The organism is Haloarcula nitratireducens (genome assembly GCF_019599505.1).
The window spans coordinates 88544-112449 of the sequence record NZ_RKLT01000006.1 but is presented as its reverse complement, the minus strand read 5'-3'; the positions used below and the strand labels follow the sequence as shown (position 1 = coordinate 112449).

Annotated in this window: 27 protein-coding genes; 16 read left to right on the top strand and 11 right to left on the bottom strand. The window is 67.8% G+C overall.

What is annotated here, in order from left to right:
• Positions 1–339, bottom strand: a complete 339-nt coding sequence (locus tag EGH23_RS15945; protein WP_220580981.1) for a DUF7344 domain-containing protein — start codon at positions 337–339, stop codon at positions 1–3.
• A 169-nt stretch (positions 340–508) separates the two neighbouring features.
• Here EGH23_RS15945 and rnhB point away from each other — a divergent pair, with 169 nt between their 5' ends.
• Positions 509–1144: a ribonuclease HII gene (rnhB, locus tag EGH23_RS15940; protein WP_220580980.1), complete on the top strand. Its 636-nt coding sequence runs from the start codon at positions 509–511 to the stop codon at positions 1142–1144.
• 514 nt (positions 1145–1658) lie between these two features.
• Here the strand turns inward: rnhB and EGH23_RS15935 are convergent.
• The 4 genes from EGH23_RS15935 to EGH23_RS15920 form a co-directional block, all read right to left on the bottom strand.
• Positions 1659–3245 (bottom strand): preprotein translocase subunit SecD, encoded by a 1587-nt coding sequence (locus EGH23_RS15935; RefSeq protein ID WP_220580979.1) that lies wholly within the window; start codon positions 3243–3245, stop codon positions 1659–1661.
• On the bottom strand, positions 3242–4105 hold the full coding sequence (gene secF / locus EGH23_RS15930; protein WP_220580978.1) for a protein translocase subunit SecF: 864 nt from the start codon (positions 4103–4105) through the stop codon (positions 3242–3244). The genes EGH23_RS15935 and secF overlap by 4 nt, the downstream gene beginning before the upstream one ends.
• Positions 4106–4177: 72 nt before the next feature.
• On the bottom strand, positions 4178–4645 hold the full coding sequence (locus EGH23_RS15925) for a DUF5812 family protein (protein ID WP_220580977.1): 468 nt from the start codon (positions 4643–4645) through the stop codon (positions 4178–4180).
• Positions 4646–4690: 45 nt separating this feature from the next.
• Positions 4691–5221: a DUF8056 family protein gene (locus tag EGH23_RS15920; protein ID WP_220580976.1), complete on the bottom strand. Its 531-nt coding sequence runs from the start codon at positions 5219–5221 to the stop codon at positions 4691–4693.
• 86 nt (positions 5222–5307) lie between these two features.
• On the opposite strand from EGH23_RS15920, the gene EGH23_RS15915 reads away from it, so the two are divergent.
• The 4 genes from EGH23_RS15915 (at position 5308) to EGH23_RS15900 (ending at position 8003) form a co-directional block, all read left to right on the top strand.
• On the top strand, positions 5308–6612 hold the full coding sequence (locus EGH23_RS15915; RefSeq protein WP_220580975.1) for a glucose-6-phosphate isomerase: 1305 nt from the start codon (positions 5308–5310) through the stop codon (positions 6610–6612).
• A gap of 92 nt (positions 6613–6704) precedes the next feature.
• Entirely contained in the window at positions 6705–6914 is a 210-nt protein-coding gene (locus EGH23_RS15910; protein WP_220580974.1) for a hypothetical protein, read from the top strand.
• Between the two features lie 89 nt (positions 6915–7003).
• Positions 7004–7795 (top strand): CPBP family intramembrane glutamic endopeptidase, encoded by a 792-nt coding sequence (locus tag EGH23_RS15905; RefSeq protein ID WP_220580973.1) that lies wholly within the window; start codon positions 7004–7006, stop codon positions 7793–7795.
• 61 nt (positions 7796–7856) lie between these two features.
• Positions 7857–8003, top strand: a complete 147-nt coding sequence (locus tag EGH23_RS15900; protein ID WP_220580972.1) for a ribbon-helix-helix protein, CopG family — start codon at positions 7857–7859, stop codon at positions 8001–8003.
• A gap of 49 nt (positions 8004–8052) precedes the next feature.
• Here EGH23_RS15900 and EGH23_RS15895 read toward each other — a convergent pair whose 3' ends face one another.
• Together EGH23_RS15895 and EGH23_RS15890 are read right to left on the bottom strand one after the other, a co-directional pair.
• A complete protein-coding gene (locus EGH23_RS15895; protein WP_162318095.1) occupies positions 8053–8511 on the bottom strand; it encodes an NOB1 family endonuclease in 459 nt (152 codons plus the stop codon).
• A complete protein-coding gene (locus EGH23_RS15890; protein ID WP_162318096.1) occupies positions 8512–8751 on the bottom strand; it encodes a PRC-barrel domain-containing protein in 240 nt (79 codons plus the stop codon). It lies immediately after the preceding gene.
• A 201-nt stretch (positions 8752–8952) separates the two neighbouring features.
• On the opposite strand from EGH23_RS15890, the gene infB reads away from it, so the two are divergent.
• The 3 genes from infB (at position 8953) to EGH23_RS15875 (ending at position 11397) form a co-directional block, all read left to right on the top strand.
• Positions 8953–10758: a translation initiation factor IF-2 gene (gene infB / locus EGH23_RS15885; RefSeq protein WP_220580971.1), complete on the top strand. Its 1806-nt coding sequence runs from the start codon at positions 8953–8955 to the stop codon at positions 10756–10758.
• Between the two features lie 79 nt (positions 10759–10837).
• Positions 10838–11161 (top strand): hypothetical protein, encoded by a 324-nt coding sequence (locus tag EGH23_RS15880; RefSeq protein WP_220580970.1) that lies wholly within the window; start codon positions 10838–10840, stop codon positions 11159–11161.
• Between the two features lie 38 nt (positions 11162–11199).
• On the top strand, positions 11200–11397 hold the full coding sequence (locus EGH23_RS15875) for a DUF8015 family protein (protein ID WP_220580969.1): 198 nt from the start codon (positions 11200–11202) through the stop codon (positions 11395–11397).
• 1 nt (position 11398) lies between these two features.
• Here the strand turns inward: EGH23_RS15875 and EGH23_RS15870 are convergent, their stop codons facing one another.
• Together EGH23_RS15870 and EGH23_RS15865 are read right to left on the bottom strand one after the other, a co-directional pair.
• Positions 11399–11752, bottom strand: a complete 354-nt coding sequence (locus EGH23_RS15870) for a DUF5811 family protein (RefSeq protein ID WP_220580968.1) — start codon at positions 11750–11752, stop codon at positions 11399–11401.
• Between the two features lie 96 nt (positions 11753–11848).
• Positions 11849–12319: a pyruvoyl-dependent arginine decarboxylase gene (locus EGH23_RS15865; protein WP_220580967.1), complete on the bottom strand. Its 471-nt coding sequence runs from the start codon at positions 12317–12319 to the stop codon at positions 11849–11851.
• Positions 12320–12522: 203 nt separating this feature from the next.
• On the opposite strand from EGH23_RS15865, the gene EGH23_RS15860 reads away from it, so the two are divergent.
• Positions 12523–13926, top strand: a complete 1404-nt coding sequence (locus EGH23_RS15860) for an MBL fold metallo-hydrolase (RefSeq protein ID WP_220580966.1) — start codon at positions 12523–12525, stop codon at positions 13924–13926.
• 81 nt (positions 13927–14007) lie between these two features.
• Here the strand turns inward: EGH23_RS15860 and EGH23_RS15855 are convergent, their stop codons facing one another.
• Entirely contained in the window at positions 14008–15231 is a 1224-nt protein-coding gene (locus tag EGH23_RS15855) for an outer membrane protein assembly factor BamB family protein (protein WP_220580965.1), read from the bottom strand.
• Positions 15232–15336: 105 nt separating this feature from the next.
• On the opposite strand from EGH23_RS15855, the gene EGH23_RS15850 reads away from it, so the two are divergent.
• The 7 genes from EGH23_RS15850 to EGH23_RS15820 all read left to right on the top strand — a co-directional run bounded on the left by EGH23_RS15850 (position 15337) and on the right by EGH23_RS15820 (position 23206).
• Entirely contained in the window at positions 15337–16836 is a 1500-nt protein-coding gene (locus EGH23_RS15850; RefSeq protein ID WP_220580964.1) for a hypothetical protein, read from the top strand.
• A 91-nt stretch (positions 16837–16927) separates the two neighbouring features.
• Positions 16928–17101 carry a 50S ribosomal protein L18Ae gene (gene rpl18a, locus EGH23_RS15845; protein ID WP_220580963.1) on the top strand — a complete coding sequence of 58 codons (174 nt, stop codon included), beginning with the start codon at positions 16928–16930 and terminating at the stop codon, positions 17099–17101.
• Positions 17098–17565: a prefoldin subunit alpha gene (pfdA, locus tag EGH23_RS15840; RefSeq protein WP_220580962.1), complete on the top strand. Its 468-nt coding sequence runs from the start codon at positions 17098–17100 to the stop codon at positions 17563–17565. Before rpl18a ends, pfdA begins: the two co-directional genes overlap by 4 nt.
• 6 nt (positions 17566–17571) lie before the next feature.
• On the top strand, positions 17572–18978 hold the full coding sequence (gene ftsY / locus EGH23_RS15835) for a signal recognition particle-docking protein FtsY (protein ID WP_220580961.1): 1407 nt from the start codon (positions 17572–17574) through the stop codon (positions 18976–18978).
• A 152-nt stretch (positions 18979–19130) separates the two neighbouring features.
• Positions 19131–19400, top strand: a complete 270-nt coding sequence (locus EGH23_RS15830) for a hypothetical protein (protein ID WP_220580960.1) — start codon at positions 19131–19133, stop codon at positions 19398–19400.
• Between the two features lie 421 nt (positions 19401–19821).
• A complete protein-coding gene (locus EGH23_RS15825) occupies positions 19822–21570 on the top strand; it encodes a nitrite/sulfite reductase (RefSeq protein WP_220580959.1) in 1749 nt (582 codons plus the stop codon).
• Positions 21563–23206: a Coenzyme F420 hydrogenase/dehydrogenase, beta subunit C-terminal domain gene (locus EGH23_RS15820; RefSeq protein ID WP_220580958.1), complete on the top strand. Its 1644-nt coding sequence runs from the start codon at positions 21563–21565 to the stop codon at positions 23204–23206. Before EGH23_RS15825 ends, EGH23_RS15820 begins: the two co-directional genes overlap by 8 nt.
• A 20-nt stretch (positions 23207–23226) precedes the next feature.
• On the opposite strand, the gene EGH23_RS15815 is transcribed toward EGH23_RS15820, so the two are convergent.
• On the bottom strand, positions 23227–23877 hold the full coding sequence (locus tag EGH23_RS15815) for a bifunctional 4-hydroxy-2-oxoglutarate aldolase/2-dehydro-3-deoxy-phosphogluconate aldolase (RefSeq protein ID WP_220580957.1): 651 nt from the start codon (positions 23875–23877) through the stop codon (positions 23227–23229).
• Positions 23878–23906 lie beyond the last annotated feature (29 nt).

Below are 23906 nucleotides of genomic sequence, written 5' to 3'. Positions count from 1 at the left end.
TCAGCCGTCGATCTCCGCGGCCAGTATCGCACCGACGTTCTCGCACACGTCCGATAGCGCGGGCCGAATCCGCTCCGTCGCCGCCACGAGGTCGTCGTCCTGATCGTATCGAACGAGATCGCTCTCCTCCAGAATCGGGACGTGCGTGTGATAGAGCGCGAAGTAGGTGTCGCGAATCCGATCCTCCGAGACGGTCGTTATGTCCGCCTCGTGCGTCCGTTCGAGGACCAGTTCGGTGAGGTCCGCGAGCGTGAGCGTCTGGTGATCGTGCAGACAGGAGAGTGCGAGACGCCGCTCTCTGGCGGCCAGCGCGCGGTAGATGCGGTCCAAGTCGCCCATCGTCTCGGTGGTTACGGTTCCACTATATCAACCTTTCCTGTAACGGTCGGCTACCGACGGTAGCCCCGGGGTCGGACTCGTTTGCCCGCGACTACTCCGCCGAACCGGCAACGACGCCGTCGTACCGGCGACCGCAACGGCTTTCCCGCCGCCGCGGAATCGACCAGCCATGCGATTCGGCGTCGACGAGGCCGGCAAGGGACCCGTGCTCGGATCGATGTTCGCCGCGGCCGTCCGGGCCGAGCCGGGGAGCCTCCCGGCGGGTGTCGGCGATTCGAAAGGCATCGCCCCCGAGCGGCGCGAACAGTTGGCGGCGGAGATTCGGAGCGCCGCCGACGCCGTCGCCGTCGCGGAGATCCCGGTCGCTCGCATCGACGACCCGGAGACGGACATGAACGCGCTGACCGTCGCCGCCCACGCCGAGGCGCTCTCGGGCGTGGCGAGCGACGGCCTCGCGGGCACCGTCGACGCGGGCGACACGGACGCCGAACGGTTCGGCCGCCGCGTGGCCGACCGGGTGACCGCCGACGTGACCGTCACCGCCGAACACGGGGCCGACGAGACGGACCCGTTGGTGGGGGCCGGCTCTATCGTGGCGAAAGTGGCCCGCGACGCCCACGTCGCGACGCTCGGTGAGACGTACGGCGACGTCGGGTCGGGCTATCCGAGCGACCCGACGACGAGAGAATTTCTGGCGAACTACGTAACTCGCCACGGCGACCTACCCGACTGCGCGCGGACGTCGTGGTCTACCTGTGAGGACGTGCTCGCGGCCGCCGAACAGGCGACGCTGGGCGAGTTCTGACAGCTGGAAAGACCCCGCGAACGCGGTTTGGACCTGAACGGGAGATGTTTTCGACGGCCCCTGCGACCGTGCTGGCACACTGTCGGCGTTTAGCCGGGCTTCCACCGGCCTTGTCCGCGTGGACTTTAGCCGGGCTCTCACCAGCCTTGCCGACGTACCAGGTTCCCGAACGCCGCTTACGTGACGTCCGGTAGTTGGCCTTGCTACCGATCCGGCCGGCCGGACCGGCGATGGGCCGCGGCGGTTCTCCTTCAGAGCGTTACCCTCGGAGTCCTGTGACAGACTGCTCGGTTCTTGCCCCCAACGTGTCCCTTCACGCCCTGTGCGGACGGTTCTGAGACGCGTCGTTCAGTGTATCCCCGCGTTCCAGCGGGAATAGTACCTACGCCGCGCGAGGACATAAGTCAATCTAAATTAATTTGTCATACGGTACCAAACACCAGCGAACAGCCGAGACGAAACGAAGCCGTCTGCCGGCGAGGGAGAGAAGAGACGACGAGGTGATATCGCCCGCTCAGTCCTCGTCTATCACGAGGGTTCGGAGGATGTCACCGTAGGCCGGTCGCGTCACCAGCACGCCGATGAGGACGCCGACGATGGTGATGATGGCGAACCCGGAGAGGTCGCCGAGCGAGAGCACCATCAGCGGACTCATGGCGACGATGGTCGTCGCCGCGGCCGCGCCGATGACCCAGAACGCCTTGCGGAAGCGGTTCTGGAACACGCGGCCGGTCTCGACTTTCCCCTGCTGAAGTATCTCGTCGGCGATGATGATGAGGTCGTCCACCCCCGTCCCGATGACGGCGATGAACCCCGCCAGGTGCGATAAGTTCAGCGGGTACTGAACGAACGCGACGAAGCCCAGCAGGATGAACACCTCCGAGAGCGCCGTCACGATCATCGGCAGCGCGACCTCCGCTCGGCCGTAACGTCCGTAGACCACCATGCTGACGGCGACGACGGCGAGCAGTCCGGTTATCAGCGAGTTCGTCTTGAACTGGTCGGCCAGCGCCGGTTCGAGCGAGCGCGTCTGGGTCACCTGCGGGTCGAAGTTCAGCGGCGCGGGGAGCTGTCCCGCGTCGAGGCTGAGTTTCACCTGCTGGGCCTTCTCTCGGGACGGCACCTCGATGGTCAGCGTCGGGTTCTCGGCGAAGGAGCCGTCGGCGAAGGAACTACCCAGTCCGGGCTGGACGCTGCCGTTGAAGACGATCTCGTCCTCGTAAGTGACCTGGAGACACTCGACGGGTTGCCCCCTGGCCTGTGCCTGCTGTGGGCTACAGAACCCGCCGTTCCCGAATCCGGCGGCGGCCATCTCCCGTGCGAACGCCTCTGCGGCCCCCTCCTCCATCGTGACCGAGAACGTGTACGACTCGCCGCCGGAAGCCGTCTGTCGCTGCTCTATCGTCCCGGTCCCCCGTATCGCCTCGGCTCCCTGGTCTAACACGGCTTTACGGACGTAAGTCCCGTTCTCGGCCGGATAGTAGGCGTACATCCGGACGATACCCCGGTCCTCGAGGATGCTGCGCAGTTCCTCGTAGTCCTTATCGGGGGCCGTGATCGCGATGTAGTTGCGATCGCTGGTGCGGGCCTGCGTCACCGTCCCGCCCGAGAGCGCCGACGTGGAGATCTTCTGATCGATCGCCTCGACCATCTCCTCGCGCGTCTGTTCGGTCACGCCCTGTCGGACCGTCTCGGGTTGGTAGCCCTCGTTCTCTAAGGCCGTCTGCAACTCCGAGGTCGAAACGTTCTTCGAGAACACCTCGACGGTCCCGCCCTCGGCCCGCGGCACAGCCTGGATATCGATGCTATCGACGCCGAGACTATTTGCCAGCGTCTGTTCGAGTTGGGTCCGCCGCGTGTTGTTCGTCGGTACGTCGACGCCCTCGGCCGTGATGCCGACGACCGGGGCGCGGATGCGCGTCCCGCCGTTCAGTTCGATGCCGTACTGGAGGTTCGTCATTCCCTCGTCGGCGGCGGTCGAGGAGTTGTTGGCCGCGGGGGTGCTACCCGGCGGGACGCCGGGGACGAACAGCGCCACGGCGCTCACTAGCAAGAGGACGATCAACGCGGCGATACGCCAGTTCTCGCGTAGCGCGCTCATCGGTTGATCCCCTCGTACTTGTACCAGCGGAGCAGCGTCACGTTGAGCATGTAGGTGTTCATCAGGTCAGCAGACAGGCCGATTACCAACACGAGACCGATCGACGCCATCAGTTCGATGCCGAAGAGCGTCGCGGCGACGGCCATCACCGCCATCGCGGCGATCGAGGTGAGCGTCATCGTCACACCGGTCCGCATCGCCCGGTACGTCGATTCGTAGAACCCGCCGGAGCGCCGGAGGACGTGGTTATTGAGGAGGATGTCCGAGTCGACGCTATACCCGATGAGCATCAGCAGGGCGGCGACGGTTCCGAGAGAGAGCTTGATGCCGAGGAGGTTCATCAGCGCGACGGGAATCATGATGTCGGAAAACGCCGAGAGGACGATGGCGATGCTCGGGACGAACGTCCGGAAGAAGGCGAAGGCGAGGAGGCTCATCCCGACGAACGCGATGACCATCCCGATGACGGCCATCTGCTGGTTCTGCCCGCCGAACACCGGCGAGACCGACCCGCTCCCGCGTAACTCCATCTGTTCGTTATTTATCGCAGTCTGACGGATCGCCCCCATCTCGGAGGACTCGAACGTGACGATGTACTGCTCGTTCTCCCCGGCGACGCCCTGGACGGAGACGACCGGTTCGTCGAACGAAGCGCGGATCTCCGCCTGTGAGAGCGACGTCTGAATCGTGATCTCGGAGCCACCCGTGAAGTCGATCCCCATCGCGGCCGGCGCGCCGGTCAGCACCCACCAGCCGGCGATAACCGCGAGGGCCAGCGCCAGCACCACCAGCGGTATCGCCACCAGCTGGCGGTTCGAATACTGGGTATAATCGACTTCGGGGACCTCGAACGCGACCATGGGCGAGGGGTTGGCACGCCCCCGAATAAGCCTTCCCAATCCGAACTGAGCCGGTGCCGCCCGGAGAGCCGGTCAGTCGGGCAGATAGCGAACGCTTACCACACCTTCGGCGGTTCGCACTTCGACCCGGTCGACGCCGAGGCGGGCGGCCCGCGAGCGCGTCGCCTCGTCGTCGACGACCTCCTCGGCGGCGGCCTCGGTTCGCTCCGCTGGGACGGTCAGGACGTGGAGCTCGCCCTCGCCGGCCCGCTCGCGGGTCGTCACCTCGCCGACGGACTGCTCGGCCGCGAGCTCTTTCGCCTGCGCCGTCGGTGCGAGGTCGACCGTCTCGACGGGGATCGTCCGCTCGTCGGCGAGTTCGACCACGGTGTAGGTCACCTCCATCGGCGGTTCCGGTTCGACCGTCGCCTCGACGACCGAGTCGGCTTCCAGTCCGGGGTTCTCGGCGAGCGTCAGAACCTGCGAGTCGGCCACGTCCCGGAGCGTCGCGGAGTCCTCGTCGGCGTGGGTGACCAGAAACGTCCCCTCCTTCGTTGTCATGGGCGACCCTACGACAGCGGCGTTTTTCCGGGTTTCGACCCGTCGCTATCGGAGGAATCGGTGGACGGCGTACAGCAGCGCGGCGGCCGCGACGGGCGGGACGAGCCCCGCGAGTTGCGGCGCGGCGTACAGCGCCGCGACGACGGCGTTCCCGGTCGGTTCCTGTAACTGCGGCGGCACCGAGATAACGAGGCCGACGTACAGCGAGGCGACGAAGACGAACCCCGACAGCGCGAGGGCGCGGTCGTAGGTCGGCGTCGACCCGGTGCGGCGGTGTCGTCGCGCGACCAGTAGTATCGGGGCCAGCAGGGGCGCGACGACGAGCAGGCCCACGAACAGGAAGAAGGAGCGCGAGAAGGTGAACGTCCCGCCGCGGAGCCCCTCGGAGCCGGCGAGTAGCACGAGCAGCCCGAGCGCGAACACGAGCGCGATGGCGAGGGTGAACAACAGCGCCACGACCACGTACCCCTTGAACAGCCACGAGTCGCTCGCGCCCAGCGCGTAGCGAAACGCCCCCGGGAGGCCGCTGTAGGACTTCGTCGTCTCCTCGGCGGAGGCGGCCGACGCGTCTGTCATTACCGGTTCTAGAGCCACCGGGCGGTTAAACGCCCCGTTCCCCGGCAGCCGCGAGCTATTTGTAACGCCGAATCGACGGGCCACGTATGTACGTGGACATCGGTGCCGCGCTCGGCACCGTGGCCGAGCCGGGCATCGACGAGGCGGAACTGGAAGCACTCGACGAGCGAGTCGCCGAGGCGCACGAGCGCATCGCGGCGGGCCGGGACGACGACGAGTTCGGCTACGCCGCGCTGAACCTCCCGGAGCGGACCGACGCCGACGCGATCCGGGAGGCAGTCGAACCCGTCTCGGACGCCGAGTACGTCCTCACGGTCGGTATCGGCGGCTCGGCGCTGGGCGCGAAGACGATCACCGCGGCGCTGGCGGAGGACCCCGAGCGACACGTCGTGCTGGACAACGTCGACCCCGAACACGTCGAGCGGACGCTCTCTGACCTCCCGCTCTCGGAGACCGCTATCAACGTCGTCTCGAAGTCCGGGACGACGGCGGAGACGCTGGCGAACTTCCTCGTCGTCCGGGACGTCTACGAGTACCGGGACGTGGACTGGACCGAGCGCACCGTGGTTACCACGGGCGAGTCGGGACCGCTCCGGGAACTCGCCGACGAGGAAGACCTGCCGACGCTGCCGGTCCCCGACGGCGTCCCCGGGCGATTTTCGGCGCTGTCGTCGGTGGGACTGGTCCCGCCGGCCATCCTGGGCGTGGACGTCGAGGAACTGCTCGCCGGCGGGGCCGACGCCGCCGACGGCCTCGGGCCGTCGCTGTTCGAGACGCCCGCCTACGCCTACGGCGCGGTCGCCTACGCCCTCGAAGAGCGCGGCGCGGCGGTCAACGCCTTCATGCCCTACGCCGAGCGCCTGGAGGTCTTCGCCGAGTGGTTCGCCCAGCTGTGGGCCGAGAGCCTCGGGAAGGACGGCCGCGGCCAGACCCCCGCCCGCGCGCTCGGCGCGACCGACCAGCACTCCCAGCTGCAACTGTACCGCGCCGGCCCACGCGATAAGGTTGTCACGGTCGTTCGCCCCCGCGAGCGGGCCGACGTGCCGGTGCCCGACGCCGGCCACGAGTCGCTCTCCTATCTCGCCGGGACGGACCTCGGCGAACTGTTAGACGCCGAGTACGACGCGACGGTGGCGAGCCTCTCGGCGGCCGAGCGGCCGGCTATCGAGGTCGAGATCGACAGCCTCGACGCCCGCTCGCTGGGCGAACTGCTGTACGCGACGGAGGCCGCCTGCGTCCTCGTCGGCGAGCTCGCCGGCGTCGAGACGTTCACCCAGCCGGCCGTCGAGTGGGGGAAGCGAGCCGCTCGCGGCCTCCTCTCGGGCGAGGACACCGAAGAGACTCGGACCGTCGCCGAGCGGCCGAGTTACCCGATCTCCGACGGGGACTGAAACGGGATCCGAGCGACCGCTGAGGGGGTCGAGCGCGTCGCGCGGCGTGGTCGGGACGAACTGTTTTGTCGCGTCGGTGAGAGGGCCGCGTCATGGTCCTCTCAGACGACCCGGTCTGGGGCGACGCGCTCGAAGACGTCGTCCAAGAGTACGCCGACGCCGTCGTATACGCGGACGCCGATCAAGAGGTGGTCCTCCACGAGGGGGCGGTACGCGTCCTGGCGAACGGCTGGGTGAAGCTCCCGACGAACCGACTGCTCTCGCCGAGCGCGGTCCACCACATCGACGACCGATCGCCGTAGCCGCGCGGATCGCGTCGGCGCACGCTCCACGCATCGCCCAATCGGTGGGGTCTTGTGGATTCGCCGACTACTGGCCGGTAACTCCCGCTATGGCATTCACGTCCCCGTACGTCTCCGTCGCCGACGGTCGGACCATCGCGACGAGCACCGTTCGCGCGCTGGCCGTCGTCGCCGCCGCCTTCCTCTTCGCGGGCGTGTTCGCACAGCTCGGCCTGTCCCTGTTCGGTATCGAGTCACAGGGTGCGTTGACGCGGTCGCCGGTCGCCTACGCGGCGGTGAACGCGCTGTCGTTCGTCGGCTTCATCGCGGCCGGCTACGGCTTCGTCAGACTCAGAGGGGAAGACTCGCTGGTTCACGTCCGCAGGCCGACGCCGTCGGACCTCGGTTGGGCGCTGCTGGGCGTCCTCGGCATCTTCCTCAGCGCGCTGGTGATGGGCGTCGTCGTCGACCTCCTCTCGGCCGCGGTGGAGGCGGTGTTCGGCACGCCCGTCGAGACCGGCCAGAACAGCGTCATCACCGAGGGTCGGAGCAACCCCGAACTGTTCCTCTACATGATCCCCGTCGCGCTGTTCTTCGTCGGCCCGGCGGAGGAACTCGTCTTCCGGGGCATCGTCCAGGGGCTGTTCCGACGGTCGTTCGGCCTCGTCCCCGGCCTGTTGCTCGCGAGTCTCCTGTTCGGGGTCGGCCACTTCTTCGCAATCAGCTCCGGAAGCGCGTGGACGTACATCCTCGTCGCCGGCGCGCTCGGACTCGTCCTCGGGGCCGTCTACGAGTACACCGAGAGCATCACCGTCCCGGCGCTGGCCCACGGGCTCTGGAACGCCGGGCTGTTCGCGCTCAACTACTACATGGCGACGACCGGGGCCTCGCTCCCGGTGTGAGCGGTCGTGCGACGGCCGTCTGACGGACATTTATGCACACAGATAGGAAACAGCGGGGCACATGGCGACCCGGTACACGGTGTCGTGTGACGACGACCAGGCCCGGGCAGTAGCGGTGCTGGCCCGCCGCTACGGTATCACCGAGGAGGAGGTCCTCAAACAGCTCATCGACCTCGGTCTCGAGGACGTCGAAGAACGGATCGCGTAGCGACGGCGACCGACGCGGCCGTATCAGTCGCTTCGGCCGTTTTGGCCTCCTACGCGGGGTTCTTCCGCGAGAGCGAACTCCCGCAGATCGGACAGCGGTCGTGGTTCTCGTCGAACTCGCGACCGCAGCCGGCACACTGAAAGAGCCAGTCGCGCTGCTCGGAGATGCCCTCGCGGGCGATGACCTCGACGCGCACGTCCAGTTTCTCCGCGACGTTCTGCATGGCGTAGTCGTCGGTGACGAGGCGAGCGTCGAGTTCGAAGGCGGCGGCGACGAGGCGGACGTCGGTTTCGGAGAGCTCCGCGAGGTCGCCCGTCTCCCTGGCGGCGCGTTCGATGCGCTCGACGGTGTTCTCCTCGGGGATGTGGAGGTGCATCCCCGAGCCCTCGAGGGCGTCGAAGCGGAACGCCGCCTCGCCTTCGAGTTCGTCCTGGACGAGCGGAATCGACGCTATCTGCTCGTCGGTGTGGTACTCGTTGATAAACGCCGAGGAATCGAGGACGTACATCTACCGGTTGACGATCATGTGGTCTTTCACCGCCTTCACGCGTTCGACGGGAATCAGGAGGCGGCCCTGATCGGTGTACTCGAAGTCCGTGTTGCGAAGCGACTCGGCGGGATCGATGACGAGGTTGTACAGCGTCCCCGAGGAGATGTCCATGGTGATGTTGTAGAGGCTGCCGATCTCCGTGCCGTCGGTGCCCATGACGTCCTTCCCCGAGAGGTTCTCGGCGAGTATCTCGGCCATACCCCTCTTTCTGAGCGGGGTCACATAAACGCCACGGGCGTCTGACGCCGTCGGAGCGTCGTTTTCGTCCCAGCGGCGGGACGCGCACGAAACCGAACCGGCGTCGCCGGTACGAGCCGTTCGCAGCGACCGGCGCGAGCGCCATGACGACGAACTTAACTACTGCGGACGATAGTTTCTCGATAACTTCTGGGGCCATCTATGTCTGATACCGACGCCACCACAGAGACGGACCACACCCTCCGGACGCCCATCGTCGCGGTGCTGGGCCACGTCGACCACGGGAAGACGAGCCTGCTCGACCGCATCCGCGGGTCGGCCGTGACGGCGGGCGAGTCCGGAGCGATCACGCAACACATCGGGGCCACGGCGGTGCCGCTCTCGGTCATCTCGGAGATCGCGGGCGAGCTCGTCGACCCGACGGACTTCGACCTGCCGGGCCTGCTGTTCATCGACACGCCCGGTCACCACTCGTTCTCGACGCTCCGCTCCCGCGGCGGCGCGCTCGCGGACATCGCCATCCTCGTCGTCGACGTCAACGACGGCTTCCAGCCCCAGACGCTGGAGGCCATCGACATCCTGAAACGAACCCAGACGCCCTTCATCGTCGCCGCGAACAAGATCGACACCGTCCCCGGCTGGAACCCCAACGAGAACCAGCCGGTGCAGGCGACGATGGACGCCCAATCGGATCGGGTCACCTCGGATCTGAACGAGAAGCTCTACGAGATAATCGGCGAGCTCTCGGACAACGGCTTCTCGGCGGACATGTACTGGCGGGTGCAGGACTTCCAGGCCAACATCGGCGTCGTCCCCGTCTCCGCCGAGACGGGCGAGGGCGTCCCGGACCTGCTGACGGTGATGATGGGACTCTCCCAGCGCTACATGAAAGAGGAGATGGAGATCGACGCCAGCGGCCCCGGCGTCGGCACCGTCCTCGAAGTGAAGGATACCCGCGGGTTCGGGACGACGCTCGACGCCATCGTCTACGACGGCACCATCCGGGCCGATGACACCATCGTCGTCGGCGGTCTCCAAGGGCCGATCGTCACCGACGTCCGCGCCCTGTTGCGCCCCCGTCCTCTCGAAGAGATTCGGACCGAACAGGAGTTCGAACAGGTCGACGAGGTCGCCGCCGCCGACGGCGTGAAGATCGCCGCGCCGGACTTAGACGACGCGATGGCCGGCGCGCCAATCCGCGTGATCCGAGACAGGGATCGGGACGAGGTCGTCGCCGAAGTCCAAGAGGAACTCGCCGAGATCGCGGTCACGACCGAAGACGAGGGCGTCGTCGTCAAGGCCGACACGCTCGGCTCGCTGGAGGCTATCTCCAGTACGCTCGAAGAGGAGGAGATCCCCATCATGCGCGCCGAGGTCGGCGCGGTGGCCCCGCGTGACGTCCGCGTCGCCGAGACGGCCAACGAACCGACTCACGAGGCCATCCTCGCGTTCTCCGTCGAGGTGTTAGACGACGCCCGCGACCTCGCCGAACAGGAGGACGTGAAGCTGTTCGAGGACGACGTCATCTACCAGCTCATCGAGCGCTACGACGACCACGTCACCGGGATCGAGGAGGCCCAGCAGGAGCAGATCCTGGAGAACATCACGCGCCCGGCGAAGTTCCGCGTCCTCGACGACCACACGTTCAGGCAGTCCGACCCCGCCGTCGTCGGCGTCGAGGTGCTCTCGGGCGAACTCCGGCGCAACGTCAACGTCGTCAAGTGGGAGGGCAACGAGGCGACGCGCGTCGGCCGGCTGAAATCCCTGCAGGACGAGGGCGAGGAGGTCGACGCCGCCCGCACGGGCGAGCGGCTCGCCGCCTCCATCGACGGCCCGACGGTCGGCCGCCAGATCGAGGAGGGCGACGACCTCTGGGTCGAGATCCCCGAGAAACACGCCAAGATCCTCGAACAGGAACTCGCGGAGGACATCTCCGTCGACGAACGCGAGGCGCTGTCGATGTACTTAGAGAAGCATCGCAACCGCGACCCCTTCTGGGGGAAGTGAGCGACGCCGAGGGTCGACCCCGGCGGTCCCGACTGCCGAAACCAACACGGTTTTTCGTCGCTTCGTGTAACCGTACCACATGGCAACGTCAGACACGTCGACCGCGGACTCGCCGGCCTCGACGTTCCCGATCTCGCTTTCGCGCGCGGAGTCGCACAGTTGGGAGTACGGCCACCGCTGCGTGGACCGAGAGGGAACGCATCGCGAGACGTGGACCGACGAGTCCGACCGCCAGTCGCTGACCGTCTTCGACGTGACCGACCACACCGTCGTCCTCCGGTACCGGACCCCGGTCGGACGGCAGTCGTTCTACGGGATGGCCGCGCGCGATTACAGCGCCGCCCGCGAGACCCTCGTCGCCGACGAGGACTGGACGGTACAGACCTCGCCGGACGGACAGTAATAATATTTAATTAGCTGGCGCGCCTCCGTCGAGACAGGATGCTCGGAGCCGCCCCTCTCCCGGCGACGGCGGACATCATCTTGGCGAGTATCGCCCTGTCGATGGTGCTGGCCGCGTTCGGTGCCGTGCTGACCTCGTTGAGCGTCGTCACCGCGATGGCCGTCGGGAGCCTCTCGGCCAGCGGGCCGATCGGCTACGCGCTGTTCTACGACCCGCCGGCGGAAAACGGAACGTGACTTACTGCGCGGTCGGCGTCGGATCGTCGCCCATCACCTGTTTGACCTGCAGCGCCGCGGAGGCGGCGATGCCCTGGGCGAGGTCGTCGCGTTCGTCTGCCGTTATCGTCGCGCTCTCCGGGTCCTCCGGCGCGTAGCCCGCGCTGACGACGGAGCCGACCGGCGGCTGGACAGCGATGGTCGCTCGCGGCCCGGCCTCGCCGTCGCTTATCTCCGATCCGACCACGAACTCGCCAGGGAGCAGGTCCCGCGTCCGGGCGGCGACGCTCGCTAAGTCCTCGCGGAGTGTCTGTCGCTGCTCTGGAGTGAGCGTCACTTTCTCCGTGTCGCCGCCGAAGGACGTGTTTCCGTACATGGACGTTCTGCTCCACGTAGGAGTCAGGGTACTAAAAACCCCGTGGCTCAGGCATCGTTCGCGGCCGACGGAAGCGCGCCGTTCGGGTCCGAGAAGCTACACGACCGGGCGGCTCTCGCCGTAGGTGGCGAGTACCACCGCGCTGGCGTAGTCGTCGTCGGGGGCGACCGACTCGACGCGGACCGTCTCCTCGACGAAGTCCCACTCGCGGAGGTCGCGGCCGGCGGCGAGTCCGTCGCGAATTTCCGCGCGGACGGCGTCGGGGTCGGTGCCGTCGACCTCGTAGAAGATCCCGGGGCCGTCGGCGGTGCGCGCCCAGCCGATGCCGGCGGCCGCCCGCTCGCCGGGCGCGGCGGTGGCCGCCGACTGGACGACCTCGATGGCCTCGCCGGGTGGCCCGAGGTCCGGCGCGGTGCCGACCACCTCGATGGCCGGTCCCGCCGGGATGACCGACGAGAGGGTCACGAGGTTGTAGTTGTGGACGCCGGCCTCGGCGAGTGCCGCGTCGTACGACGACAGCGCGGTCGGGCCGGTCGCCGTCCCCCAGACGACCCGAATCGTGCTCATAGCGCAGTATCGACGACCGACGCTGTAAGGGGTTTCGCTTCTCCCGGACTCGCGACCCGGCGATGCCGCCCGGTCGGCCGCCGACGCGAAGCCTGCGTATAGACGGCGTACCGACCGTATGCGTTCCCTCACCGAGAGATAACTCGGCGCTATTTCTGACAACCCGATTATAACAATAGTGGACAGCCTCGAAGGTGCGGACGATGCGAGTCACGTATCTCGAATCAGCGGCGGTGCTGGTCGAGACAGGAGACGTACAGATCCTGTGCGATCCGTGGTTACTCGACGGCGCGTACTACGGATCGTGGGCGCACTACCCCGCTCCCGACTTCGAACCGGAAGACTTCGACGACGTGGACTACATCTACGTCTCGCACGTCCACCCCGACCACTTCCATCCGCCCTCGCTCGAACGGATGGACAGCGACATCCCCGTTCTCATCCACGACTACCGCTGGGATTATCTCAGAGACGCCGTCGAGGACCTCGGGTTCGAGGCCGTCGAACTCCCTCACGACGAGCGCACGCACCTGGGCGGCGACACCCACATCAACGTCCTCGCGGCCGACGGCTGTGACCCGGAACTCTGCGGCAACTTCTTCGGCTGTACGTGGTACGACAGCGAGGCCGACCAGACCGGCTCGACGCAGGTCGACTCGATGGCCGTCATCGACGACGGCGAGCAGACGCTCGTCAACACGAACGACTGTCCCTACCCGATGGCGGAGTCGAGTTGCCGGAAGATAAAGCGCGAGTACGGCGACGTCGACATGCTCTGTCACCAGTACAGCGCGGCGCAGTTCTACCCGCAAGCCGTCACTAACTACGACCACGAGGAGAAAATCGCGGAGCGCGACCGCGTCATTCAGGAGAAACACGAACTGGCCCTGAACTTCATCGACCTGTTCGAACCGACCTACTACATGCCCTTCGCCGGTGAGTACGTGCTCGCGGGCGACCTCGCGCACCTCAACGAGTACACCGCGAACCCGCCGCGGATCGAGGCCAAGGAGTTCTTCGAATCCAACACGGGCGAGGACCACGAGTGCGTCTTCCTCAACTCCGGCGAGCACGTCGACGTGACGACGGGCGAACGCTCGGCCCCGTTCGAACCGGCCGACCCCGAAGCGAAGCGACGCTACATCGAAGAAGAACTGGCCCCGCGTTCGTTTGGCTACGAGTCCGACCCGATGCCGACCGTCGACGAGTTCCGGGCGTACGTCCCGCTGGCCTACGAGAACATGGAGGGTAAGCGCGCCCGAATCGGCTACGAGACGGACACCACCGTCCTGATTCCGCTGGTCGACGGCGTCTGTCTGGAGCTGTCGATGGACGGGAGCGGGTTCGACTACACGACCGACTTGGACACCGGCGACTACGAGGACGGCTGGGTGAAGATGGAGATCGATGCCCGACTGCTGAAACGGCTGTTCGAGGGACCGCACCGCGCGTACTGGGCCGACGCGAAGATCGGCTCACACATCGGCATCAGCAAGGAGCCGGACATCTACGAGCGCGGCCTCTACAACACGCTCGGGTCGTTCCACGCCGACGGCGCGGAGGTCCAGGCGAACGCGAGCCACGACGCGACCGCCGAGTCCGACTGAGAACCTGAGTCGGGAACGCGGGCGCTACGTCGCCTCATCACACCGCGCCTCGGCGGCTTCGCCGCCTCGGTATCGAGGTTGCTACGTAGCCTCGCTCAGTTTGTACAGATACCCCGGTCCCACCAGTTCCTCGCCGTCCCACGGCGCTCGCTCCGCGTAGTAGATCGCGTCCTCGGTTACGAGCGGCGCGCTGGTGACGTGGCCTCGGTTCGGCACCGACCACGTCACGTCGCCGGTCTCCCGCTCCAACGCGTAGAGGCGGGTGTCGTACGACCCCACCAGGACGTGTTCGGGCGTGGCGACGACGCTCCCGATGATCCAGCCGCCGGTGTCGTAGCGCCACACCTCTTCGCCGCTGTCGAGGTCGATGGCGTAGATCCGGTCGTCGTGGCTGCCGACGTAGACGGTGCCGTCGGCGACGGCGGGCGCACACATCACGTCGGCGTCGGCCTCGAACTCCCACTTGCGGAAGCCGTTTTCGACGTTGACCGCCGTAATCGTTCCGGCCCACGACGGGACGATGGCGAGGCCGTCGGCGACGGCGATGGGCGCTTTCACGTCGCCGCGGGTGTCGTAGGTCCAGGCGCGTTCGAGGTCGGGGAACGACCACGCGTAGACGTGCCCGTCGTTGGACCCGAACAGCAGGCGATCGCGTTCACGGTCCAGCGCCACCGTCGAGTGCGGGTGGTTCGTCGGCCAGGAGTCCCGCCAGTGGACGTCGCCGGTGGCGGCGTCGACCGCCGCGACGCTGCCGCTGGGAGCCGAGTGCTCGACGGCGACGTAGAGAATTCCGTTGTAGTAGGTCGGACTCGCGCCGATGGCGTCGCCGAGTTGCGTCCGCCAGCGGCGTCGCCCGGTCTCGATATCGACGGCCGACAGCGCGCCGTCGTACGTGCCGACGTAGGCCGTGTCGTTGGCGATGGCCGCCGTCCCGTGGCTCCCCCGCGTGGCCCGCGTGATGGTCGTCGCCCACTGCACCTCGCCGCCGGTCGAGACGGCTCGTATCCGGCCGGTGTCGTCGGCGACGACGAGGTCGCCGGTCGGTGCCAGCGCCGGGCTCCCCTTCGCGGCTGTGTGGTCACCGCGGTTAGTCGGCAGTTCCCACGCCTTCTCGACGCTCCCGGGAATCGACCGGTCCGTGTAGCCCTGATTCAACAGCCCCTGCCGGAACTGCGTGGCCGCGAACTCGTCGAGGACCGTCGAGGCGAGCGGGTCGAACGCCGACTGACAGCCGGCGAGCGACCCGAGTACCGCGCTCCCGGCCCCGGCGAGAAACCCCCGTCGCGTGTGCCCGCGCTCGTTCACGCCCACCGCTACCGGACGGGACGGCTTAAATCGCGCGGCGAGCGCGCCGAAACGTCCGGTTCTCCGTCCAGAAAGCGTAAAGCCCGCGCGCCCGACGTACCGACAATGCGAAGACGCGCCCTCCTCACGTCGCTCGCGGCGAGCGTCGCCGGGGTGGCGGGCTGTTCGTTCGGGGTGGGAGAGACCGACGAGCTACCGAGTATCACGCCCGCGGACCGGCCGACGCCCGACCCGTCGAACACCGACTCGCCGGCCACGGCGACGAACGCGGACGGCGACCCGCCGCGGCCGGAGACGCTGACGAGGGTCATCACCCTGGAGACGGGCCCGCGGACGTACGCGCTGGACTCGTGGATACACGCGCCCGAGGGCGGGCAGATCGCGCTGTGGTTCGACCGGACCGCGACGCCCTCTCATCCCGCCAGGCTCCGCGGCTGGTTCCAGAACGGCACCGACGCCGAGAGGACGTTCACGCTCGGCGAGGTCCCGATGGTCGGACAGATCCACGGCCGCCCCCCGGGCGACCACGGCGACGACGACGCCCTCCACCTCGCGCCGACCCGGAACAACGACCTCGCCCGGCGAGTGCCCGCGGTCGTCCGCGCCGACAGCGGCTACTGGCGCGCCGACGAGATGGGACCGTGGATGGCCCGGACCGCCCGTCTGGGTCCCGGCGAGTGGGCCAGACTGGAGTACGTCCTCGTCGGGTCGCCCGGGATGCGGGGGCGACCGACCGGCACCTATCAGTTCGGCGGCGATACCCACATCAACGTCTGGGACTCGAACAGCCCCGGCCCGTCGGTCAACTCCCGGTTCGCCGGGCGCTCGGTGCCGACGTTTCCGAGCGGCGGACAGGTCCAGTGGTACCACGAGGCGGGTCCCGGGACGGCGGCGTTCGTCCGGCCCTCGACCGAGCGCCTCGAACTGAACGGCCGCGTCGACTTCGAGATGGTCAACCACAGCCGAGAGACGTTGCAGTGCGGGCACTGGAGCCTCTACAAGCTCGTCGACGGCGAGTGGTACTACGTCGCCCCGCGAACGCACACCGACGACTGCCGCGGCCTCCCGCCCGGCGGCACCAAACAGTGGTCGCTCCGGGCGTCTCGGGGAGAGCCCGTCGCCTGCGGCGAGGACTGCAGCGACGGCGGGCTCTCGCAGGGCTATCTCGGCGGCGGCGAGTACGCCGCCGTCGCGGGGTACGGCCACCCGGTGCCACAGAGCGGTGCGCTCGTCGAACTGATCGGCGACTCCGTCGCCGTGGAACCGACGGACGACGCCATCGCCCACCGTGACGGGGGAACGGTCACCGTCACCACCGACGAGTTCGACGACGGGCGACACCCGCCGGACGGGACGGTCACGCTCGAACGCACCGGAACCGCCGCCGAGCGCCTCATCGCCGAGCAGGTGATGGCCGGGACGGGTGCCGGGGCGGGCCGCGGCCTCCGGAACACGCTCCCGTTTCTCACCGCCGAGACCGACCGAGTTCTGCTGCGGACCGACGCTCACGTCGTCGACAACGCCGTCGGCTACGACGAGCGGCATCGACGGTTCACGTTCCGCGGGGAGGCCTACGTCGTCTCGCGTGGCCCGAGCGAAGCGTGAGTCGGCAGACGTCCCGGAGCGTACGCGGAAACGGGGCCGCTGCAGAGGTGGAAGGGGAAGATACTTCCCTGTCGTGCCCGCACCGGAGGACATGAGCACGTTCACTGTTCGTGGTAGTTTCCCGGCCCGAGACGGCCCACAGGAGTTCGAGACGGAAGTGGAGGCCCCCAACGAGAACGTCGCCGAAGAGCGCGTCTACAGCGACTTCGGCTCCCACCACAACCTCAAGCGCACCGAGATCACCATCGACGAGGTGGCAGCATGATGGGCGGCGGTGGCGGCGGCGGCGGTCAGATGCAGCAGATCTCCCAGGAGATCGAGCAGATGGACCAGGAGATTGAGGCGATCGAACAGGAGATCGAAGGACTCCAGCAGGAGAAGACCGAGGCCGACGAGGCCATCGAGGCCATCGAGACCCTCGAGTCCGGTTCGACCGTGCAGGTCCCGGTCGGCGGCGACGCCTACATCCGCGCGACCGTCGACGACATCGACGAGATCGTCGTCTCGCTGGGCGGCGGCTACGCCGCAGAACGCGACCAGGAGGGCGCTGTCAGCTCCCTGGAGACGAAGAAGGAGACGCTGGACGACCGCATCGAGGACCTCCAGTCCGAGATCGCCGAGGTCGAGACCGAGAAGGAGGAACTCGAACAGCAGGCCCAGCAGATGCAACAACAGCAGATGCAGCAGATGATGCAACAGCAGCAGGAAGAGCAGGGCGACGACGAGTAAGGCCACATGTTCGACGGACTGAAGGACAAACTCAGCGGGTTCACCAGCGACGTCGAGGAGGACGTCGACGAAGAGGCCGTCGAGGAGGAGGCCGTCGAGGGAGAATCGACCGACGAAGCGTCGGTCGACGACGACACGGCGGCGGACGAAGCGGCGGCAGACGAAGACGACTCGACGGCCGCCGAGACGGAACCCGACGAACGCACGGCCGAGGGCGGTCCCGGCGAGGAGACGGTCGAACCGGAAGCGACGGCGACGGCCTCGCCGGAGACGACGGCCGACGCCGACACCGCCGCCGAGGAGCCGCCGGGACCGGTCGACGGCGACGGGGAGCCGTCGACAGACGACACCGACACCGAGCCCGACGCCGAAACCGAGATTCCGGCCGACGAAGACGCCGACGAGGAGGTCACCGGACCCGACGCCCCGACCGGAACGCCGGCCACGTCGCCCGAGGCGGCGGCCGAAGAGGCCGAGGAGAGCGACGGCGAGGCGGACGGGGGAGACGGGGAAGACGACGATAACGGCCGGAGTCTGACCCAGCGGGCGAAGATCATGGCGACCGGGAAGACGGTCATCGAGGAGGACGATCTCCAGCGTCACCTCGACGACCTCGAATTCGCCCTGCTGTCGAGCGACGTGGAGATGAGCGTCGCGGGCGAGATTCTAGACGGCGTCAAGGCGAACCTCACCGGACAGACCCGCCGCCGACTCTCCGGTACGGGGAGTCTCGTGCGCGACGCGTTGCGCGAGGCGCTGTACGACGTCATCAGCGTCGGTCAGTTCGACTTCGACGAGCGCGTTCGAACGGCCGATAAACCCGTGGTCATCGTCTTCACCGGCGTCAACGGCGTCGGGAAGACGACGACCATCGCCAAGCTCTCGCAGTACTTCGAGGAACGGGGCCTCTCGACTGTGCTGGCGAACGGCGACACCTACCGCGCCGGCGCGAACGAACAGCTCCAGAAGCACGCACAGAACCTCGGGAAGAAGGTCATCACCCACGAACAGGGGTCGGACCCGACGGCGGTCGTCTACGACGCCGTCGAGTACGCGAAGGCCAACGACGTCGACGTGGTGCTCGGCGACACCGCCGGTCGCCTCCACACCAACGACGGCCTGATGGACCAACTGGCGAAGATCGACCGCAACATCGACCCCGACATGACGCTGTTCGTCGACGAGGCCGTCGCCGGACAGGACGCGGTCAACCGCGCCCGCGAGTTCGACGCCGCCGCCGAGATCGACGGCGCGGTGTTGACGAAGGCCGACGCCGACCCGCAGGGCGGCGCGGCCATCTCCGTCGCGCACGTCACGGGCAAGCCCATCCTCTTTCTGGGGACGGGACAGGACTACGACGACCTCGAACCGTTCGACCCCGAGGAGATCGTCGACCGACTGCTGGGCGAATAGCGGTCGGCGTCCGAGTAACCCCGACTTATCCGACGCTTTTCGCGCTCTGAGCGATGGGATCGGGCCGTCGTCCCCCAGCGACGAGTAAGCCGAACCGACCGGCGATAGCCGGTGACTGCTAATGTCGGTGGATAGAGTCGGGACCGGACGTAATGACTCGACGATCCCAGACGCGACGCGGTGTACTGACACTCGTTGCCGGCGGCTTGGCGGCACTGGCCGGTTGTGGCGACGGCGGTGACGGCGGCGATGGCGGCGACGGGACGGCGACCGAGGGCGGAATGGCCACCGAGACAGAAGGCGGCATGGCCACAGAGACCGAGACCGGCATGGGCGAGGAGACAGAGACCGGTATGGGCGAAGCGACCGAGACCGGAACCGGAATGGGAACGGAGACGGAGACAGCCTCGCCTGAAGAGTGAATGCCGGACAGCAAGGTGAGGGAGCGCAGAAAACGGACTGCCGCGCTCAGTCGTCGTCCTGTGCGATCGAGGGACCCGAACTGGTGTTCGGACTCCGTCTCGAAGCGGTCGAGGACGTCGTACAGCGGGCCGACGTAGCGGACGATGTTCGTCCGCGCGTGCGCTGACTTTTTCAGTAGGTGAGCGGCGACCGAGGCAGCCGATGCTCGTCCCGTCGTATCGGCAGCATTCGCCCGTATCGCCGACGCACTGCCGTGCGAATTCGTGGCGACCCTGCGACGGCGGCGGGTTCGAGTTCGATCGTTCGGGAAACTACCGGCAACAATACCCTCCTCGGGAGAGGTGGGGCCGTTTTCGCCGCCACGGGCGCGTTGAAGGAAGCCGGGGCTGTGTGTTCGCACGACCATGTGAGGTGGTCTCAGTGAACACAGTCGAACGATGGAAACAGGAGAAACACCCGCTCGACGTCGTCGAAGACGTGAAGCGGTACGCGGCGCGGGAGTTGAGTTTCGAGGAGATAGCGGAGAGAGCGGGCGATGGCGAGTGGGAGCGGCTGAAGTGGGCGGGCCTGTACGCGCACGGGCGACAGGACGGCTACTTCATGCTCCGGACGAAGGTGCCCGGCGGGCTATTGACGCCGGCACAGGCAGAGACCGTCGGTGACGTCGCCGCCGAGTTCGCCACCGCCCCCGAGGAGTACGGCGGCGAGACCCAGAATCCGGTCTGGGGCGACGCGTTCCTCGACATCACGACGCGACAGGACGTCCAGATGCACTGGATCGAGATCGAAGACGTCCCCGAGATATGGGCGCGCTACGACGAGGTCGGCCTGACCACGATCCAGGGCTGTGGCGACTCGGCGCGGAACGTGCTCGGCTGTCCGGCCGCCGGGCTCGCCGGCCACGAGTGTTTCGACGCCCAACCGGTCGTCGACGCCGTCTCCGACTTCTTCACGGAGAACCGCGAGTACGCGAACCTCCCGCGGAAGTTCAAGATGACTATCACGGGCTGTCGCCGCGACTGCGCCCAGTCCCAGATAAACGACGTGGGGCTGACGCCGGCGAAGAAGGCGCTCGACGGCGATGCGGCGCGCGGCGGGCACTACGGCTTCCACGTCCGCGTCGGCGGCGGCCTCTCGGACGGCCCGCGGATGGCTTCGACGCTCGACGTGTTCGTCCGGCCGGAGGACGCCGTCGAGTTCTGTCGCGCGGTCGCCCAGACGTTCAAGGAGTTGGGCGACCGGAACAACCGCGGCGTCTGCCGGATGCGCTACCTCGTCGAGCAGATGGGCGCAGACGCGTTCGAGGAAGCCGTCCGGGACCGTTGTGCGGTCGAGTTGCCGACCCGCGGGACCGACCTCACCGAGGGGTACCGCGGCGACCACGTCGGCGTCCGCGACCAGCGCGACCCCGACCTGAACTACGTCGGGTTCAACGTCATCGCCGGACGGATGGGGGGCGAAGAGTTCGCACAGGCGGCGCGCGCGGCCCGCGAGTACGGGACCGACGAGGCGTCGATACGACTGGCGACCGACCAGAACTTCCTCCTCACGCACGTCCCCGACGAGAGCGTCTCCGCACTGCTCGCGGAACCGTTCGCCGCCGACTACCAGCCCGACCCCGGCCCGTTCTCGCGGGGCGCGGTCGGCTGTACCGGCTCGGAGTTCTGCAACTACGGCATCGTCGAGACGAAACGTCGGGTCCGCCGCTGGGCGAAGGAACTGGACGAGCGCATCCAGACGCCCGACGACTTAGACGTGGTCCGCATGCACATGTCGGGCTGTTCGGCCTCCTGCGCGCAACCGCAGATCGCCGACATCGGATTTCGAGGCGAGACGGTCAAAGTGGCCGAGTCGGGAAGTAGCGCCGACGGGGAAGGCGACGCTATCGTCGAGGGGATGGACTTCGGCCTCGGCGGGAGCCTCGGCGCCGACAACGCCTTCCTCGACTGGGTGGAGACCGCCGTCCCGGCCGACGCCGTGATCCCGGCGCTCGAAGAACTGTTCGCGGCCTACGCCGGCGAGCGAGACGACGGCGAGCGGTTCTACGAGTGGTGTCGCCGGGTCGGCAACGACCGGCTTCGCTCGCTCATGCGGGGGGCCGACGCCGACGTCGCCGGCGGCGTCGCAGCCGACGATTCGGCCGGACGGGGGGCGAGCGACGATGACTGAGGAGCGTCGCGAGCGCGGTATCGCGCCGGCCGACGCCGCACCGGAACTCGCAGACGGCGACTCGCGGCCCGACAGCGGTGACGACGCCGAAGACGGGGACACAGACGACTCGGAACCGCCGCTCGTCACCGACGGCGGCGATCCGCTCCCGGGCGTGCCGGAGACCGGCGGGGACGAGTCGGGCGACGCCTGCGGCTGCGGGAGTTCGTGTGGCTGTGGCGGCCGCGGCGGGGGCGACTCTGCGGGCCGCGGAGCGGGGCCGGACGGCGACCGAGTTCGTCCGGACGGCAGGGCCGGGGCCGCCAACGTGGACGAGAACGGGTCGCTCGGCGACGTGTCGTTCACCGAACCCGCGTCGGGCGTCAGTCAAGACGTCGAGGACGGCCCCCCGGACGAGCGGGTGGGCATCCCCGACGGCGTCGAGTTGGAGACGCCCGGCTACGGCGTCCGCGAAAAGATGAACGATATCGAGACGCCCGACGAGAAGACGTGGTTCATGGAACTCGACGAGGCGGTCATCGACGCCGACCGCTGCATCCAGTGTGGCACCTGCGTCGCCGCCTGCCCCAGCGACTCCATCGGCATCGGCGAGGACGACCTGCCGGAACTCGTCAAGATGTGTACCGGCTGTTCGCTGTGCTGGGACATGTGCCCCCGCGGCGGCCTGCGCTACGAGCGCCAGTGGAAGATCACCGGCGGCGACGACAACGTCTCCGGGGCCGGCGACCCCATCACGGAGTTCTCCGCGCGCGTCCGCGAGGACTGGCGCGAGGGCGCGCAGGACGGCGGAGTGGTCACCGGCGTCCTCTCTCACCTGCTGGAGGCGGGCGAGATAGACGGCGCGCTCATCGCCACCGAGAGCGACGACGAACCGTGGAAGGCCGAGTCGTTCCTCGCCACTACGCCCGAGGAGTGCATCGAGAACGCGGGGAGCTTCTACAACCAGACGCTCGCGCTGGGGAACTTAGACCTCTCGCGCTGGGAGCACAAGCTAGACGTTCCCCTCTCGGAGGCGTCGCTGGCGCTCGTCGGCACGCCCTGCGAGATAGAGGGGATTCGTGCGCTCCAGGACTTCGAGTGGGATTACGCCGCCCAGGAAGACGGCGTGCGAGCCGTCGACTACACCATCGCGCTGATGTGCACCAAGAACTTCAACTACTACTCGCTCGTCGGCGAACGCATCGAGAGCGAGCGGGGCATCGACCGCGAGGACATCGGGAAGATGGACGTCCTCCACGGGAAGCTGATGGTGTACGGCCGCGACGGCGAGATGCTTCTAGAGGAGGACGTCGAGCAGTTCCACGACGCGGCGCTCAAGGGCTGCGACGAGTGCGCCGACTTCACGGGCTACTGCGCCGACCTCACCGTCGGCTCCGTCGGGTCGAGCGACGCGTACTCCTCGGTCATCGTCCGCACCGAACGCGGACTGAAGGCGTGGGAACTGACCGAGCCGGATCTCGACTACCACGACCTGGAAGACCGCTCGGCCGTCGGCGGCCTCCAGAGCTGGGACAAGGAGAGGGCCTTCGAGTCCTTAGAGCGGCCCTTCGACCCCGACGCGCCGCGGTTCATCGACTACACTGACCACGCCGAGCGGTACGGGACGGAGCCGAACCCCCACGAGGCCGACCACTGATAGCTCCGAGCGGGCGACCGTCAGTCGCGCGCGTTCTCGACCGCTTCGACGAACTCCGCGGCCGACTCGCGGACCTGGTCCATGTCGTCGTTCTCGATGGCCTCGTAGTCGACCAGCGCGGAGCCCGCGCCGACGGCGACCGCGCCCGCGTCGAAGTACTCCGCGACGTTGTCCGCCGAGACGCCGCCGGTCGGCATGATGGGAATGTTGCCGAGCGGTCCCTGAATCGCGCCGATGTGGCCCGGGCCCACCGTGGAGGCGGGGAACATCTTCAGCATGTCCGCGCCGGCCTCCATCGCGTCGGCGGCCTCGCTGGGCGTCATGATACCCGGAACGCAGACGATCCCCTCGCGGTTGCAGACGTCGATGACGTCCTCGTTGAGGGTGGGCGTGAGGACGAACTCCGCGCCCGCCTCGATGACGTTGCGCGCCGCGGCGGCGTCCATGACGGTGCCCGCGCCGATGATGACGTCCGCGTCGTCGAGTTCCCTGTCGACGGCGGCGATCATGTCCGAACACCGCTTGGCGTCGGCGGTGAGCTCGAGCGCCGTGACGCCGCCCTCGTGGACGGCTCTCGCCACGTCCACCATCTTCTCCTCCGGAATGCCGCGGAGGACGGCCGTGACGCCGCTCGTTACGAGTTTCTGCTGGACCGCCTGTTTGCTCGTCATGCCAGGGGGTCGGCGTGCGAGGGACAAAA

Bases quoted from the DNA above. Each gene is read 5' to 3' on its own strand.
- EGH23_RS15945 (WP_220580981.1), bottom strand. From the start codon at position 339: ATGGGCGACTTGGACCGCATCTACCGCGCGCTGGCCGCCAGAGAGCGG.
- rnhB (WP_220580980.1), top strand. From the start codon at position 509: ATGCGATTCGGCGTCGACGAGGCCGGCAAGGGACCCGTGCTCGGATCG.
- EGH23_RS15935 (WP_220580979.1), bottom strand. From the start codon at position 3,245: ATGAGCGCGCTACGCGAGAACTGGCGTATCGCCGCGTTGATCGTCCTC.
- secF (WP_220580978.1), bottom strand. From the start codon at position 4,105: ATGGTCGCGTTCGAGGTCCCCGAAGTCGATTATACCCAGTATTCGAAC.
- EGH23_RS15925 (WP_220580977.1), bottom strand. From the start codon at position 4,645: ATGACAACGAAGGAGGGGACGTTTCTGGTCACCCACGCCGACGAGGAC.
- EGH23_RS15920 (WP_220580976.1), bottom strand. From the start codon at position 5,221: ATGACAGACGCGTCGGCCGCCTCCGCCGAGGAGACGACGAAGTCCTAC.
- EGH23_RS15915 (WP_220580975.1), top strand. From the start codon at position 5,308: ATGTACGTGGACATCGGTGCCGCGCTCGGCACCGTGGCCGAGCCGGGC.
- EGH23_RS15910 (WP_220580974.1), top strand. From the start codon at position 6,705: ATGGTCCTCTCAGACGACCCGGTCTGGGGCGACGCGCTCGAAGACGTC.
- EGH23_RS15905 (WP_220580973.1), top strand. From the start codon at position 7,004: ATGGCATTCACGTCCCCGTACGTCTCCGTCGCCGACGGTCGGACCATC.
- EGH23_RS15900 (WP_220580972.1), top strand. From the start codon at position 7,857: ATGGCGACCCGGTACACGGTGTCGTGTGACGACGACCAGGCCCGGGCA.
- EGH23_RS15895 (WP_162318095.1), bottom strand. From the start codon at position 8,511: ATGTACGTCCTCGATTCCTCGGCGTTTATCAACGAGTACCACACCGAC.
- EGH23_RS15890 (WP_162318096.1), bottom strand. From the start codon at position 8,751: ATGGCCGAGATACTCGCCGAGAACCTCTCGGGGAAGGACGTCATGGGC.
- infB (WP_220580971.1), top strand. From the start codon at position 8,953: ATGTCTGATACCGACGCCACCACAGAGACGGACCACACCCTCCGGACG.
- EGH23_RS15880 (WP_220580970.1), top strand. From the start codon at position 10,838: ATGGCAACGTCAGACACGTCGACCGCGGACTCGCCGGCCTCGACGTTC.
- EGH23_RS15875 (WP_220580969.1), top strand. From the start codon at position 11,200: ATGCTCGGAGCCGCCCCTCTCCCGGCGACGGCGGACATCATCTTGGCG.
- EGH23_RS15870 (WP_220580968.1), bottom strand. From the start codon at position 11,752: ATGTACGGAAACACGTCCTTCGGCGGCGACACGGAGAAAGTGACGCTC.
- EGH23_RS15865 (WP_220580967.1), bottom strand. From the start codon at position 12,319: ATGAGCACGATTCGGGTCGTCTGGGGGACGGCGACCGGCCCGACCGCG.
- EGH23_RS15860 (WP_220580966.1), top strand. From the start codon at position 12,523: ATGCGAGTCACGTATCTCGAATCAGCGGCGGTGCTGGTCGAGACAGGA.
- EGH23_RS15850 (WP_220580964.1), top strand. From the start codon at position 15,337: ATGCGAAGACGCGCCCTCCTCACGTCGCTCGCGGCGAGCGTCGCCGGG.
- rpl18a (WP_220580963.1), top strand. From the start codon at position 16,928: ATGAGCACGTTCACTGTTCGTGGTAGTTTCCCGGCCCGAGACGGCCCA.
- pfdA (WP_220580962.1), top strand. From the start codon at position 17,098: ATGATGGGCGGCGGTGGCGGCGGCGGCGGTCAGATGCAGCAGATCTCC.
- ftsY (WP_220580961.1), top strand. From the start codon at position 17,572: ATGTTCGACGGACTGAAGGACAAACTCAGCGGGTTCACCAGCGACGTC.
- EGH23_RS15830 (WP_220580960.1), top strand. From the start codon at position 19,131: ATGACTCGACGATCCCAGACGCGACGCGGTGTACTGACACTCGTTGCC.
- EGH23_RS15820 (WP_220580958.1), top strand. From the start codon at position 21,563: ATGACTGAGGAGCGTCGCGAGCGCGGTATCGCGCCGGCCGACGCCGCA.
- EGH23_RS15815 (WP_220580957.1), bottom strand. From the start codon at position 23,877: ATGACGAGCAAACAGGCGGTCCAGCAGAAACTCGTAACGAGCGGCGTC.